The sequence below is a fragment of the Kitasatospora sp. NPDC022856 genome, from assembly GCF_055561235.1.
This window is the reverse complement of sequence record NZ_JBVHHE010000081.1, coordinates 1-14,141: the sequence shown is the minus strand read 5'-3', so window position 1 is coordinate 14,141 and position 14,141 is coordinate 1. Positions and strand designations below refer to the sequence as shown.

The 14,141-nt window shown below is 71.4% G+C and carries 13 protein-coding genes; 4 read left to right on the top strand and 9 right to left on the bottom strand.

The features are described 5' to 3' along the window. Positions 1-106: 106 nt before the first annotated feature. From ACZ34W_RS37675 to ACZ34W_RS37655, 5 genes are all read right to left on the bottom strand, one after another. Positions 107-706: a GTP-binding protein gene (locus ACZ34W_RS37675; protein ID WP_465610876.1), complete on the bottom strand. Its 600-nt coding sequence runs from the start codon at positions 704-706 to the stop codon at positions 107-109. Then, positions 681-1,025 (bottom strand): DUF742 domain-containing protein, encoded by a 345-nt coding sequence (locus tag ACZ34W_RS37670; protein WP_465610874.1) that lies wholly within the window; start codon positions 1,023-1,025, stop codon positions 681-683. Before ACZ34W_RS37670 ends, ACZ34W_RS37675 begins: the two co-directional genes overlap by 26 nt. Next, complete coding sequence (locus tag ACZ34W_RS37665) at positions 1,022-1,447, bottom strand: roadblock/LC7 domain-containing protein (RefSeq protein WP_465610872.1); 426 nt, start codon at positions 1,445-1,447, stop codon at positions 1,022-1,024. The genes ACZ34W_RS37670 and ACZ34W_RS37665 overlap by 4 nt, the downstream gene beginning before the upstream one ends. Beyond that, positions 1,444-2,694, bottom strand: a complete 1,251-nt coding sequence (locus ACZ34W_RS37660) for a hypothetical protein (RefSeq protein WP_465610870.1) — start codon at positions 2,692-2,694, stop codon at positions 1,444-1,446. Before ACZ34W_RS37660 ends, ACZ34W_RS37665 begins: the two co-directional genes overlap by 4 nt. Positions 2,695-3,214: 520 nt before the next feature. Further along, complete coding sequence (locus ACZ34W_RS37655) at positions 3,215-3,652, bottom strand: ATP-binding protein (RefSeq protein WP_465610868.1); 438 nt, start codon at positions 3,650-3,652, stop codon at positions 3,215-3,217. Positions 3,653-4,246: 594 nt separating this feature from the next. Here ACZ34W_RS37655 and ACZ34W_RS37650 point away from each other — a divergent pair. The 3 genes from ACZ34W_RS37650 to ACZ34W_RS37640 all read left to right on the top strand — a co-directional run bounded on the left by ACZ34W_RS37650 (position 4,247) and on the right by ACZ34W_RS37640 (position 8,020). Beyond that, positions 4,247-5,374 (top strand): XRE family transcriptional regulator, encoded by a 1,128-nt coding sequence (locus ACZ34W_RS37650; protein ID WP_465610866.1) that lies wholly within the window; start codon positions 4,247-4,249, stop codon positions 5,372-5,374. A gap of 33 nt (positions 5,375-5,407) precedes the next feature. Continuing rightward, positions 5,408-6,313 (top strand): phosphotransferase family protein, encoded by a 906-nt coding sequence (locus ACZ34W_RS37645; protein ID WP_465610864.1) that lies wholly within the window; start codon positions 5,408-5,410, stop codon positions 6,311-6,313. A 528-nt stretch (positions 6,314-6,841) separates the two neighbouring features. Continuing rightward, complete coding sequence (locus ACZ34W_RS37640) at positions 6,842-8,020, top strand: aldo/keto reductase (RefSeq protein WP_465610862.1); 1,179 nt, start codon at positions 6,842-6,844, stop codon at positions 8,018-8,020. A 24-nt stretch (positions 8,021-8,044) separates the two neighbouring features. Here ACZ34W_RS37640 and ACZ34W_RS37635 read toward each other — a convergent pair whose 3' ends face one another. The 3 genes from ACZ34W_RS37635 to ACZ34W_RS37625 form a co-directional block, all read right to left on the bottom strand. After that, the gene (locus ACZ34W_RS37635; RefSeq protein ID WP_465610860.1) at positions 8,045-8,515 is read right to left on the bottom strand and encodes a PPC domain-containing DNA-binding protein; all 471 of its coding nucleotides are present in this window, start codon (positions 8,513-8,515) and stop codon (positions 8,045-8,047) included. A gap of 1 nt (position 8,516) precedes the next feature. Beyond that, positions 8,517-9,515 carry an asparaginase gene (locus ACZ34W_RS37630; protein WP_465610858.1) on the bottom strand — a complete coding sequence of 333 codons (999 nt, stop codon included), beginning with the start codon at positions 9,513-9,515 and terminating at the stop codon, positions 8,517-8,519. 67 nt (positions 9,516-9,582) lie between these two features. Then, the gene (locus tag ACZ34W_RS37625) at positions 9,583-11,088 is read right to left on the bottom strand and encodes a transcriptional regulator, XRE family protein (protein ID WP_465610856.1); all 1,506 of its coding nucleotides are present in this window, start codon (positions 11,086-11,088) and stop codon (positions 9,583-9,585) included. Between the two features lie 271 nt (positions 11,089-11,359). Between ACZ34W_RS37625 and ACZ34W_RS37620 the strand changes: the two genes are divergently transcribed. Continuing rightward, positions 11,360-12,742: a hypothetical protein gene (locus tag ACZ34W_RS37620; protein WP_465610854.1), complete on the top strand. Its 1,383-nt coding sequence runs from the start codon at positions 11,360-11,362 to the stop codon at positions 12,740-12,742. 12 nt (positions 12,743-12,754) lie between these two features. Here ACZ34W_RS37620 and ACZ34W_RS37615 read toward each other — a convergent pair whose 3' ends face one another. Then, positions 12,755-13,531: an SDR family NAD(P)-dependent oxidoreductase gene (locus tag ACZ34W_RS37615; protein ID WP_465610852.1), complete on the bottom strand. Its 777-nt coding sequence runs from the start codon at positions 13,529-13,531 to the stop codon at positions 12,755-12,757. Positions 13,532-14,141 lie beyond the last annotated feature (610 nt).

Below are 14,141 nucleotides of genomic sequence, written 5' to 3'. Positions count from 1 at the left end.
CGCCGACCGACACCACCCAAAAGGTGGGGAACCAAGCCCAGCAGGTTTGGCCCACCGCCCAGTACCACCTGGGGAGATTCAACCAGCGCCATCACTGGGGCGGTGGTCACTGCAGGGCTCCCGACGGCTGGGAAAGGTGGGCGACGAGCGTGATCAGGGCGTGGACCGAGGACGGCATGTCGCGGGCGTCGCAGTGGGTCAACGGGGTGGCGGGCGCTAGGTCCAGGGCTTCGCGGATCTCCGGGGGCGGGTGGTGCGGGGCGTCGTCGAACTCGTTCACGGCGACCGCGTAGGGCAGGCCGCGGGCCTCGACCGCTGACAGGATGCCGAAGGAGGCGTCCAGGCGGCGGGTGTCGACCAGGACGAGGGCGCCGAGCGCGCCGTGGGAGAGGTCGTCCCACACGGGCGCGAATCGCTCCTGGCCGGGTGTGCCGAACAGGTACAGCGCGGTGCTGCCGAAGGTGCGGCGCCCGAAGTCCATCGCGACGGTCGTCGTGTTCTTGGCGGGCAGGCCCGCCAGGTCGTCCACACCGATGCTGGCGCGCGTGATCGGCTCCTCGGTGCGCAGCGGCGCGATCTCCGAGACACTGCCCACCAGGGTGGTCTTCCCTGCGCCGAAGTGCCCGGCGACAAGAATCTTGACGGACCGGATGACGGTGGCGGGCAGGCGCGAGAGGGGGTCAGACGATGAGGTTGCGGAGTCCACGGAGCACCTCCTCGAGTACGTCGGTGGCGGGAGCGTTGTGGTGGGCCGGAGCGGCGAGGCAGCCGAGGTCCATGAGGTCTGCGGTGAGGATCTTGGCAACGGAGGGCGGAAGCTCCAGGTGTGCGGCGACCTCGGCGACCGACAGCGCCCCGCGAGTACCGAGCAGCGCCATGATCTGACGCTGCTCGGGCCCGAGGCTCGAATGGTGGCCGCCGGCCGCGACGACGAGGGACGCGAGGTCGATCCAACGGGAGGCGCTCGAGCGCCCGCCGGCCTTCACGTACGCGCGCACCAGGCCCGTGTCCCGCCCTGCGGTCATGGCCGGGTGCCGCCCTCGGTGCGGACCTGGGTGGACAGTTGGCCGCCCAGGCGGGCCGACAGGTCCGTCATGCGGTGGCTGACCACGCTCACGTCGACATGTCGCTCGGTGGCCACCGCGAGGAGGGTGTTCTGTCCGGCGGCCGCGACGAAGAGCCATCCCTGGTCGAACTCTTGGGCGCACTGTCGCAGCGCGTTGGTGTCGTCCCCGCAGAGGGGCGCCAGGGTGCGGGCGGTGGACTGGATGCCGCACACGGCCGCGGCGACCTTGTCCGCGTCGTCCCTGGAGATGTCTCCGGCGTATGCGGTCAGTAGGCCGTCGGCCGAGGCGACGACGGCGTGCCGCACCCCGGTGAGGGCTGCGACGTCGCGCAGCATCCAGTCGATGGGGGGCTGGCTGGGGGTGTGGGTGGCGGGGTTCATCGTGTCTCTTCCCTGGGGGTTGTCGAATCGGGCGCGCGCCGGGCGGTGGAGGCCCAGGCGGTGAGGGGGGCCGCGGTCGGCGGTGAGGTGCTCAACGCACTGGCCGGCCTCGAGGTCGGCGCCGCGTCGGTGCGCACGCGCCGGGGCAGGCCGCCGGCTGTGGCGGCGGACACGGGCCTGGGCTCGCCGCGGCCCACGGGCTGAGCCACAGGCTCGGGTGTCTCTGTGGGCACCGCCAAGAGGTGATGGGGGATGAACAGGAGCCCTCGGGTGCCGCCGTAAGCGTTCGGGGCCTCCACCGCGGCGCTGAAGCCGTACCGGGCGGCGAGCACGGCGATGGAGGGAAACCCGATGGCCGGGGTGGGGCCCAGGCGGTGGACGTCAACCAGCTGGTGGCCGGACAGGATCGCGTTGGCCTGTGCCAGCTGCTCGGGGTTCATCCGCAGACCGGCGTCGTCGACGACAACGGCGACTCCGTGGTGGCCGGTCAGGAAGCCGACCTCGACAACGGACCCGGGCGGTGAGTAGCGCAATGCGTTGTCCAGCAGCGTGGCGATCGAGTGAACGACCGGCTCCACGACTCGCCCGGCCAGCAGGTACGGCAGCTCCTGGTGACGTACCCGGTCGAATTCGCGTACCCGGCCGACGGCACCGCGTACCACGTCGGTCAGCGACTGGGCGGGCCAGCGTTTGCCCGGGACCCCGCCGTGCACTACCAGGAACGCCTGCCCTTGACGGAGGACCTGCTGAACGGCGTGGTCGATGCCACTGAGCGTCGCGTACACCTCGTCGCTGGAATGGCGCCGCATGGCCTCGCCGATCAGCCGGCTCACGTCGGAGACGAGACTGACCACACTCGTGGCCACCGAGGTGACCGCTGCGGCCGTGGCCTCCCGTCCATGCGCCTCGGCGGCCAGGCCGCTCTCGTACTCGACGCTGCGCAACGCCTTGGTGAATTCCTCGAGAAGCACGCGAAGGCTTTCATGGAAGGCGGTGCCCTCCAGCCCGGCAGGAATCGCCAGGCCAGGCCATGCGGCGGCTTCGACCGATGCCAGCAAGGACGGCATCGGTGCCACGGCCAGCGCTTCGAGGGTCCGGTCCCGGTCAGCGACGCTCTGGTCAAGCTCGGCGATGGTCCGGTCCCGGTCGGCCACGCGACGCCTCAAACCGCGCCCCCGCACGGCAGCCAGGCAGAACCCGGCCGTCGAAGCGCCGCCCAAGGCGACAGGCAGCAGGAGACCTGTCATGACCGCTGTCCGATGCCCGGCGCGGAGACGGGGGCCGAGAAGGCGCGCCGTGGGGGTGAGATGGTCGCTCGCATGTGTCGGGTCCTTCTGGGGCAGTCGGCTCGGGAGGCGGGCGGTCGCAGGAACGGGGCCGTACGGCGGTAGGCGGCGGGTCTCGGTCGGGTACGCGTGGACGCGGGCGGGATGAGCGCCGGGGCGCCGACATCCTGACTGCTCCGGACACGACCGGCGAGCCGAAGCAACTGCCCTCGCAGCACGGTGTCGAGCGTGGTCTCGGCCCATCCGCCCGCCGCCGCCAGCGTCGGCACGACGGCACTGTGCCGTGGCGGAGCGGGCACCGGCACCGCTCCGGGCGCCGTGCGCACACACAGCTCGGCCGAGAACCGGTGGTCGGGCGGGTGGTCCCGGATGTGCAGCGACGGCGCCGAGTCGGGGCGGCGCCTTGACCGTGTGGTCGGAGTTGCGCTGGTCATTGAGTCCCCAAGGGAAGTCGGGAGGTCGTGGTCGAAGAGGCGGCGCGTCAGCCCGAGGCCGCGAGGTTGCCTCTGTGGTGCTGTGTGTCGCGTACCTCCGGGGCCGGCCGGAGATCCCAGAACGCGCAGACCTGCTTCCCGCCGTCCGCAGTGGGCAGGACCAGCCACTCGTCGCAGTAGGACTCCACGAGCCGCAGGCCCCTCCCGCCGGTCGCGGTGCTGCTCGGCTCTCTCACGACCGGCAGGCCGGGGTGCGGGTCCTCGACGCTGAGGGCGAGGACGCCCGGCACGTGGCCGATTCGCAGCCGGATCTCGCAGTCGGTGACGTACGGCGGCCGGTGGTTCACGGCGTTGGTGACGAATTCGCTGACGACCAGCAGCACGTCCTGGAGCGCGACTCGCTGGTCCAGCTGCCAGATCCGCAGGGCGTCGCGGGTGAAACGCCTGGCCGCGCCGGCGGAGCGGTCCTCCGCGGACAGGAGCAACGTCCCCGTTCCGTCCCGCAGCCGGCCGCGACCGCGGCCGCCGGGATGGGTGTGGCTCAGAGCGTCGGTAGGAGCGTCAGACCTGGAGGAGATCATGCCTTCCCCCTTTCGGGGTGCCGGCCGGGCACAGCGGCGGGGCCGAGGACGGACGGGTGAGTTCCGGGATGCTGCTCGGGCCTGGACAGATTCGCTGGGCCGGACGGGCTCGGCAACTGGTCCAAGCCGTGCCAGGGAGCTCATTCCAGGCCAGAACCTGGGCCGGTTTCGGGCTTCGGCCCGGTTCGCGCGTCGAAACCGGGCCGTTTCGACCCGGCTTCGCAGCGATCCGGGCACCAGGTATCCGCTGGGACGCGCACAATGGCCGGTATGACGAATGGTCACGGTCGGTCCTGCGTACGGCGCTTGCGGACGTCGCCCGACGTACTGAGTGGCGGCCTTCCCGTGCTGGTGGCCGCTCTGCGGGAGTGCTGCGGGAGCAGCGCCCTGCGTGCTCATCGGGAGGCCCGTGGGTGGAGCCGCCCCGAGGCCGTCACCCGCCTTGTCGCCCTCGCGGAGAAGCGCGGCGAGGCGCCGTTCAAGGGAACCCGAGAGCTGTTGCGAACCTGGGAAGACCTCGGCGTCACACCGCGCGAGCGGGCCGTCAAGCTGCTGTGCACCCTCTACGAGGTGGAGCCCCGCGAACTCGGCCTGGAGGGCCACGCCGCTGCCGGCGCCGAGATGGTCGGCGCGCCGACGCACCGACCGCTGCAGCCGGACCCGGTGTACGACCAGGCGGAGCGGACCCGCCGCGCGATCAACCGCACCCTCGCCGCCTCGACGGTCAGCCCGGGCGAGCTGGACCTGCTCGACGAGCGGCTTCTCCACGCCCGGTGCCTCTACGTCACCGCTCCGCCCGAGCAGATGATCCAGCACCTCCTCGGCGACCTGGACGACATCCAGGCCCTGGCCGCCGAACGGCAGCCGGCCACCGCGCAGGCCCGCCTGTCCGAGCTCACCGCGGTCGCCGCCACCCTGGTGGCCGATGCCATGATGAAGCTCGGCCGGCTGCCCGAAGCGCAGCGCTGGTACGGAACCGCTCGCCTGGCCGCCGACGACGCCGGCAACCCGGAGCTGCGAGCCCGCGTCCGTGTGCAGACCGCCATGCTCCCCTACTACTACGGGCCTCTCCTGGTCGCCGCCCAGCTCGCCCGCGAGGCACGCCTGCTGAGCCGGGGCCGACCCGGCGCGACCGCGGTGTTCGCCGTCGCGGCCGAGGCCCGATCGCTCGCCAGACTCGGCGACCACGACAACGCGAAGGCCGCCATCCGCCTGGCCCAGGACCTCTTCGAGCACTGCCAGCCCGCACACCAGGATGACGCCTGGGCCTTCCCCGAACGCCGACTGTGGCTCTACCTCTCCGGGGCACACACCGCGCTCGGAGAGACCAGCCAGGCCCGCCACGCCCAGCAGCAAGCACTGGCCCTCTACCCCGAGGGGCACACGGGCATCGACCCGGCCCTGCTGCGCCTGGAGGAAGCGATGTGCCTGGTCATGGACCACAGTCCGACGGAGGCCCTGCAGCTGGCTGTCCACGCCTACACCGAGGTGCCCGGAGCGCACCGGACCGCGATCCTCGGCGCCCGGGCACGCGAGGTCATCGCGATGCTGCCCGTCCGGCTGCAAGCGGGCCGTTCGGCCCGCCAACTCACTGATTTGCTCGCCCTGCCCGCCGGGCAGGGGTGACAGCGCCGCGCGGCGTAGGAAAGTCTGACCACCATGACCATTACCGAAGTCACGGCCGGCGGCTTCGAAGCCGCACACCTTGCGGTTGTCCTCGACAGGGTGTGCCGAACGGCCGGACTCGACCCGGAAGGCGCGGTACTGCTGCGCGGCCACACGAACGCCGTCTACCACCTGCCCGGCGAACACTCCGTGGTCAAGATCGCCCGGCGCGGAACACCCGCCGACTCCGTCCACCGAACGGTTGCCCTGGTCACCTGGCTCGCCGCGGAGGGCTTCCCGACCGTCGGCCTGCACCCGGTTCGCCAGCCGGTCGAGGCCGACGGCCACCTGGCCACGATCTGGACCCACTTGCCCCAGCCCGACCACCCGGTCGCCGCCGCGCAACTGGCCGGCCCCTTGAAAACCCTGCACCAGCTGACCGATCCACCCGTTCGACTGCCACCGGTGGACACCGTCGCCGCCATCCGGCGCTCCCTGGCCGCCGCCACCGCCCTCACCGCGGACGAGCGGAACTACCTCGCACACCACGTGGACCGGCTGGAGACGGACCTCCCCGGGCTCACCTACCTGCTGCGGCCCTCGATCATTCAGGGAGACCCTCAACACCGCAACGCCCTGCACACCAGCGACGGGAAGGCAGTCCTGTGCGATTGGGACACCACGGCGTTCGGCCAGCCGGAGTGGGACCTGGTTACCGTCGAGATCCACTGCAGGCGATTCGGCTACGGCCGGGCGCACTACGCGGCGTTCGCCGACCAGTACGGCCTCGACATCACGACGTGGGACGGCTACCCGGTTCTCGTCGGGCTGCGAGAGCTCCGGATGATCACCACCAACGCCAAACGCGCAGCTCCGGGTGGTACCACCCTCGCGGAGGTTCGGCGGCGTATCCATCACCTGACCGGCGACAGCTCCGACTACCGGTGGAACATCCTCTGACGCCCCCCCGGCCGCCGGTATGGCATCCCTCGCGCCGCCCAAGCCGGTGGAAGGCAGGCCGTCGCGTGCCTCCTCGATGCTCGTGGATCGTGGGGAATCCGGGAGAGGGCGCCCAATCTGCAGCTGCATGAGGCCCTCCGCGACTGGTAGGCCGTCACCATGAGATCCCGTCGGACGGTGGGCGGTGTCCTGCCATGTGATAGTCCTCATCGGTGCACCTCCTCTCGTCACGACGACGATGTACTTCTGCTCGGAGTCAGGCTGTCGGGGTGTCCGCCGGACGCGGCACGGTCGTAGCCCGCAGCGGCACCTTGCCTTCGGCGCAGTTCGGGCTGAGGCGGAGGCTCATGGCAATGCTGCGAGCGGTGCGGTCCGCGACTGCACTTACCCGTGAGCTACGGACTTCGGTGGTTGGCCGGAAGCGCTCTCGCGGAATGCAACCTTCGCGTTCTTGGCGGAGTCGTCGCTACGAGCTGACTCGTCGTTCCGGCGTCGTTCCCATTGCCCAGTGAGGCCCGACGGAGGCGGATGACCGAGATCCCCTGCCGAATCGCTCCGCGTTTGGGCCGGGGAAGCACGGAACGACGCCGGAACGACCTCAGCGAGGGGTGTGGCGGCACCCGGCCGGGTGGCAACCTGGCGTGCCAGAGACTCGTCGACCCGGGAGCCCTTGTGACGATGGATTTGCCGTCAAACCTGTTGGCCCGGCGCGTTGGTGTGGGTACTCGCTCGCTTGGCGGGCCGGCTGTCATCGACGGGATGCCGGTCGGCGGCCAGGGCGTGGCCAGCGATGAGGCGGTTGCCGCGCTACACCGGGCGTGGGAGCTGGGGGTCCGCTGGTTCGACAGCTGCGACGCCTTCGGGTTGGGCCGCGCGGAGCGGTTCATCGGCCGCTTCCGGGCGGACCTGGGTAGCGAGGCCGCCGAGCTGAGGCTCTCGGCCCGCCTTGGCGTCTACCGCGGGACCGCTTCGCATCCCCTGCGGGCCGTGCACATGCGCCACCAGCTCGAACAGCTCGCGGAGAACACGGGTGTCGAGGAGCTCGACCTCGTGGCGCTCGCCGACGTGGGAGCCGGCCCGGGGAACGAGGGATCCCAGGAAGCGGTTGAGGCGATGCTGTCGCTGCGCGACACCGGCTGGGCCCGGCGCATTGGCATCCCCGTGCCCGCAGCCGGGGACCGCGGCGACGCCTCCGCTCGGCACGCCCGGTTCCTCGCGCTCCACGAGCAGCTGCGCCCGGAGGTTCTGCAGGTCGCCATGGTCGACCTGTCTCCGCTGACCGTGATTGGGGACGAGTCGCTGTTCCAGTTCGCGGAGCGGACCGACTGCGAGGTTGTGGTCCATGGTCCGCTCGTGCACGGGCTGCTCACCGGTCTTCACCCGGCCGGGTCCCCGGCGGTGTTCGATGCGGGTGACCTTCGGTCGCGGCACCCCTGGTTCAGGCCGGTCGCACGGCGGGTGGTCGACGGGCACCTCGCCGTCCTGAGGGAGCACTTCGGTGCGGATCCGGTCCAGTTGGTCAGGGCCGCGCTCGGGTACTGCCTTCAGGTCAGCGCACGCACCACGGTGCTGGTCGGCGTGGGCAGCGCCGAACAAGCCGGGGAAGCGCTCGACGCCGCGGAACGTCCGCTGTCGCACGACGAGTTCATGCTGGCCGGTGAGGTGTTCGCCGCGTTGCGGGCGGACCTCGCAGCGCTGGGAGCCTGACCCGGAGCCCCTCGGCCGGGGGGCCTACCGGGATGCGGTGCCGCCGAGCCTGAGAGTGGGGATCCGGTGGGGGCCGACGCGGGGCCGTAGCAGCTCCGGTTCGAGGAGCTCGACGACGACCATCTCCTGAATGAACTGCACCTCGGCGCCGAGCAGGTGGCTGGTGTGGCCGACCGCCTGCTCGGCCTTGAGCCCGACCGTCAGGTGGATGTGCGGGTCGAACCCGCCGGTGTCCGGGTGGCGGGCGAGCGTACCCGCGCCGAGTGCCTCGACGTGCTGGAGGGCCACCTCCTCCCACACCGGGGCTTCGGGGTCGGCCAGCGGCGCGCACGCGCCGACCAGCCGGACCGTGCGGAACCCTCCGAGGAACATCGGGATGTAGCCCTGAGCGACACCCTCGACCTGGCAAAAGCGCTGGAGCTCGGCAAGGAAGTCGTCCCCGTCGGCGAACGCGAGGACGAACGTACGGCCCTCACGGGCGAGCCGGGACTGCACGTCATGCCTCCTTGCCGGCGAAGGCCGCGCGGACACCGGCGGTGTCGGCGCCGGTGCGCAGCAGGACGGTGAGCAGGAGGCGGGCCTTGTACGGGTCGAGGCGGCCTGCGCCGATCAGGCCGCGGGAGAGGAGGTCGCTCTCGGAGCCCGGGAACGCGTAGGTGCGGGTGAGGGTGGGGCCCGCTCCGGTACGGGTGGCGAGGACGACGGGGATCTGTGCGGCGGTCTGCTGGAGGGGTTCGACGTGGTCGGCGGGGACGTGGCCGGCGCCGAAGGCGGCGATAACCAGACCGTCGAAGCGGCCCTCGGCTGCGCGCAACAGTTCGCCGTCGTCGCCGAGGCCGAGTGCGACGAGGCCGACGCGGGCCGGGCGGGTGAACGGCAGAGGGTAGGGGGTGCGCGGGATGGGGCGGGCGAGAAGGTGCACGCGGCCCTCGACGATGTGGCCGAGCGGGCCGGTGTCGGGGGCGGCAAAGGCGGCGGTGCTGGTGGAGTGGGTCTTGCGGGTGCGGACCGGGTCGAGGATCTGGTCGTTGAAGACGACGAGCGGGCCGAGGCCTCGCAGCTGCGGATCGGCCGCTGCGGTGACGGCCGCCAGGAGGTTGGCCGGTCCGTCGGCGCCGGCGAGGGATGGTGCGCGCATGGCGCCGGTGACGATGACGGGGTGGTCGGTCGAGTGGAGGAGGGAGAGCAGGTAGGCGGTCTCCTCCAGGGTGTCGGTGCCCTGGGTGACGACAGCGCCCGCGTAGCGGCCGGACTGCAGGCGGTCGGCGAGTTCGACCGCGAGGTGGGCGATGGTGTCGATGGTCAGCGACGCGCCGGGCACCTGGGCGGCGTTCCAGGTCTCCACCGAGACGGGGAGGTGGGTCAGACCCGGGATCGCGGCGACCAGCTGATCGGGGCCCAGGGCGGGTGTGACGCCGCCTCCGGTCGCTGCGGGGATCATGGCGATGGTGCCGCCGAGTCCGACGACAAGGACGGTCGGGGGGTGCTGGGTCATCGGCTTCGTCCTCGCGTCTGCCGTCGGGTCAAAGGGGCCATTCCGTGCGGAGCCTAGCGGCCGGCGCTCACCGGTGTTCCAGGGAGGCGACGAAGGCGAGCGTTCGGTCGACTTCCGTCAGCGTCAGGTGGCGGCTGCGCGGACGCAGCATCGCGCTGCTTCCCGTGGCGGCGAGCTCCCCGCAACGACCGGTGAGCCCAGCCCAGTCGAGCCCGAGGTGCTCGCTCAGGGCCCGTAGACGGTCACGCGGGTTGTCGCCGCGCATGATCGAGGTCGCGCGGGCATCGTCGAGCAGCTGCTCGTAGCCCAGCAGGTCGCCCGGTGCGTCGGTGGCGTCCACCCGCCACATCGCGTTGCCCGCCACCCAGTTCGCGACGATCGCGCGCTCCCCCGGTACGAGGACGAAGCCCTCGACGTCGGCGTAGGCCTCGTCGGCGGACACCCACACATCCAGGCCGTGCAGCTCCATCATCGCGACCGCCAGGAACAGCAGGACCCGCTCGTACGGATCGGTTCCTGCCACCGTGCTGGCGGGGATGCAGAACGCCCGGGCCATCCGGCGCGGCCCGCGCACACCGAACCGGGCGCCGGCATTCCGCAGGTAGGCGTGCTTGTGGCGGAACAGCAGCCATCCCACCGCCTGCTCGCCCCGCTGCTCCCTGGTCCAGAAGAGGGGCACCGTTCCGGCGGCCTCCAGAAGGTCGAGGATGTGCCGTGCGCAGAACTCGGACCCCAGGAAGGCGCTGGTGACGGCGCGCAGGTCGGGCATGGAGGCGCGGGCTGGCGCGGATCGTGGGAGCCGCCGGTACTGCTCCAGCGCCTCCTGCTGCTCCTCGATGGCGTGGTCGTCTGCCAGCAGTGCGTCGTCGGCCAGGAGCAGGGCCCAGGTGAGTGCGTAGGTGAGGTCGTCGAGGCGGTGGGAGCGGTGCACCGGCACCAGGGGCAAGGGGTGGGGTGAGGCGAGGTGACGCCGGGCGTGTGCCGCGTCCAGCAGGTGGAGCTCGCCGTCGTGGGCAGCGAGGACAAGCGCGCGCCCGGACCCGCCGACCAGGTGCCGGAGATGCTCGTGGTCGGCGGGGTCGATGATCAGCATCTCTCCCCGCCGGCGGGCCTCGTACAGCTGAACGGTCACGCTGGTGGGATCGAAGGCGGCGATTCCGTCGAGACGCCAGTGGCCGCCGGTCCCGGGGACGGACTCGGTTGGGGTCAGCGTTGAAGTGGCCCATTGCCGGCTTTCAGTGCGGGCGAGCGCCAGCGTGTCGTCGGACAGGATGCGTGCGGCGGGAAGACCCGTCGCGGGCCCCAGCAGGTCCGCGACGGGTTGGCCGAACCAATGCTCCAGGACGGCGCGGGCATCACCGCGCGGCATCTGCTCGCCGGCGACCCAGCGGCGGAAGCTGTTGTTGGAGACGGCGAGCGTAGCCAGGCGGGGCTTCCCGCTCTCGTGGGCGGCCCGGCGTGCGGCCTGGGCGAAATGGATCTGGAAGGCGCTCCAGGACGTGGCCCTCAGCCGTTGGAGGCGGCGCCACAGCAGCGTAGGGTTCTCCGGCTCCACAACGGCGGCGGTGCTCACGTCCGGTACCTCCCGTGCATGATGACAAGGTCCCCGGCCGTGCTTTCGGCCGGTGATCACCATCGCGGGGATGAGTGTCGTGAGGCCGGGGGCTGCCACAGCCGGATAAGCCCGCCAGGGGTACCGGTGGACCGTCCCCAGTGTGGCGCCCGGAGTGAAGGCAAGAAGGGGTTGTGCGGGGGTTGTGCGGGTGTGCGCTGGTGCACTCGGGCCTGTTCTTGATCCAGCGTTCGCCTGACAGATCACGCTCCGTACCGGCATGATTTCAGCCATGGCAGGCCAGAACCCCGACACGCACGGCAACCCCGCACTGGCGGCGGCCCTGCTCGAGGCCGGGTTTTCCAACGCGGGCCTTGCGCGGAGGGTCAACGACCGTGCCCACGCGCAGGGGCTGGACACTCGCTACGACAAGGCCTCGGTCACCCGGTGGGTCCGACACGGAGATGTTCCGCGCGGCCGGGCGCCGGAATTCATCGCCGAGGAACTGTCCGCGCGCCTCGGCCGACCAGTCGAACCCGCACAGATCGGCTTTCCCGCTGACCCGCACAAGCTCTTTTCGGAGCGCGCTCTGACGTATCGTCAATCTGTGCATGAAGCTCTCCACGTGGTTACTGAGCTCAGCCACGGTGACGTCACCCGTCGTGCCGTTCTCGGCGCTCTCCCGTTCGTCGGCTCCGCCCTGCTGCCGGCGCAGCGCAGCTGGCTGCTGCACCTGCTCGACAGCGAACCGGCCCGCCTCGCCGCGGTCGCCGACAGCGGCACGCTCGCCCAGGCGACTGCGATGATCGGCATGTTCGACGAGATGGACAACCGCTTCGGCGGTGCGGGGGTGCGCACGAGCATCACCGGGTACCTGGCGAATCAGCTCATGCCACACCTGCGCGGGACCATGGCCGCCGCCGAGCGGGCGCAGCTCTTCACCTGCGCCGCCAAACTCGCCGCGATGGCCGGCTGGTCCGCCTACGACAGCGCCGACTACGGTCTCGCCCAGCGCTACATGATCCAGGCTCTGCGGCTGTGCGAGGAAGGACGCGACCGTGTCCTCGCCGGCCAGATCCTCGCGGGCCTCTCCCATCTCGCTACTAGCCTCGGAAGCCCGCGTGAGGGCGCCGATCTCGCCGAGACCGGCCTCGCCACCGCGCGGCGCACCGGCAGCCCGCTCGGCCTGATGCGCCTGCATGCCATGCACGCGCGCGCGCACGCCGCGCTCGGCGATCGCCGTCAGGCCGGCCAGGCCCTCGTCGACGCCCACGCCGCGCTTGCCGCCAGCCAGGGCCTCGCTGCCGAATCCCCCTGGGTGGCTTACCTGGACGCCCACTACCTCGAAGCCGAAGCAGCCCTGGTCCACCGCGACCTCGGAGAGGCGACAGAGGCCGAGCGCCTCGCCCGCGCCTCGGTCGAGGCCAACCACGACCGCCGTCGACGCCAGGCCATCAGCCGTTCCGTCCTCGCCACCGCGTTGCTCCAGCAAGAGCAGCTCGACGCCGCGCTCCACGTCGCCGGCCAGGCTCTGGAGCATCTGGCGGACACCAACAGCGAGCGGTCCGTCCAGGCACTGCGCGACCTCGACCGCCGCCTCACCCCGTTCGCGACCGTCCCCGCCGTCCGGGAGTTCCGCCGCACCGCCCGGCCCGTCCTCGGACACGCGGCCTGACCACCCGCCGCATCAGTATCCCCGCGGCCCGGGCGCGTTCTGCGCCCGGTCCACCGGAACGTTCGCCCCGCTCACCCCCGAGGACGCGTCCGACAGCAGGAACAGCACCACCTCCGCGACCTCCCGCGGGGTGACCAGCCGCCCGCCCGGAACCTCGGCCACCAGCTTGGCGAATTCCCCCGGCGCCTCCCGCCTCAACCGGTCCCAGCGCTTTCCCTCGATCAACATGGACCCCGGCGAGACCGCGTTGATCCGGATCCCGTCCGCCGCGAGCTCACGAGCCAACGAGGACACCAAGTGGAGCTGGGCCGCCTTCGCCGCCCCGTACTGCGCCTGTGGCCCCGGCTTCCAGCCGGAGATCGACGAGATCACCACCGCAGACCCTCCACCGGCCGCCCGAAGATGAGGAGCCGCGGCCGCCAGCAGCCGCGCGCTGTGCCCGGCGTTCACCTCCCACGTCCACGCCCAGTCCTTGGCCGTCGCCCCGTCTAGCCCACCTCCCCGGGCGCCTCCGGCACAGGCCACCACCCCGTCGATACCACCCATAGCCCCCGCCGCGAAGTGGACGAACTCCTCCACCGCCCCCGGCTGCGCGACGTCAGCAACCGACGTGAACAGTGGCGCGTCACCGACCTCGCGAGCCAGCGCGGCCAGGTTCTCGCCGTTGCGCGCACACGCCGCGACCACGGCCCCCTGCTCCAACGCCGCCCGTACGATCTCGCCGCCCAACCCCCGGGAACCACCCGTCACGGCCACCCGTCGACCCGCCAGAGCACCCGAACCGTGCATTCGACCCCACCCACGACAGTGACCACGACACCAACTTGCGATCAGCGTAGACCCACCGCGTACGGGCTGGATTCGAACGGTCGTTATGCCGCCGCTGCGAGGGATGGTCCGGTGAGGCGGTCACCTACACCGATGCGTACACCAGCTCCGAAGACACCTTGTACGCAGTACAGACGGCCCGGCGTACCGGGATCGAGCACAGGATCGCACACGGAGGCCTGGAGCAGCTGCCGTTCAACCTCGGCGGCGCACCACAGAGCATCGAACCTTCCTCGGCGGTGACCAACCTCGGGCTGGACCGCCGCCACCCGGAGCCGGCGGAGGGCCTACCGCTAGACCTGACCGGGCACGGCGGCGATGTGGTGCTGGTCTCGTCGACGGCGTGCTGGGGCGGACAGGTGGAGAATCCTGCTGCATGGCACGAGCGTCGCTCTACCCTGCCCGGCGCCGGGCGGATGCCGGGGCGGTGGCGAGGAGAGCCCGAGTGCGCCGCCGAAGGTCCTGGTCCTGGTCGATACTGACATCAGCTCTTTGGGGTGGTAGATCTGCCGTTTTGCTGACGGATGGTCACCTGTCGCTGTAGACCGTGTGGCATGCGATATGCGGATGG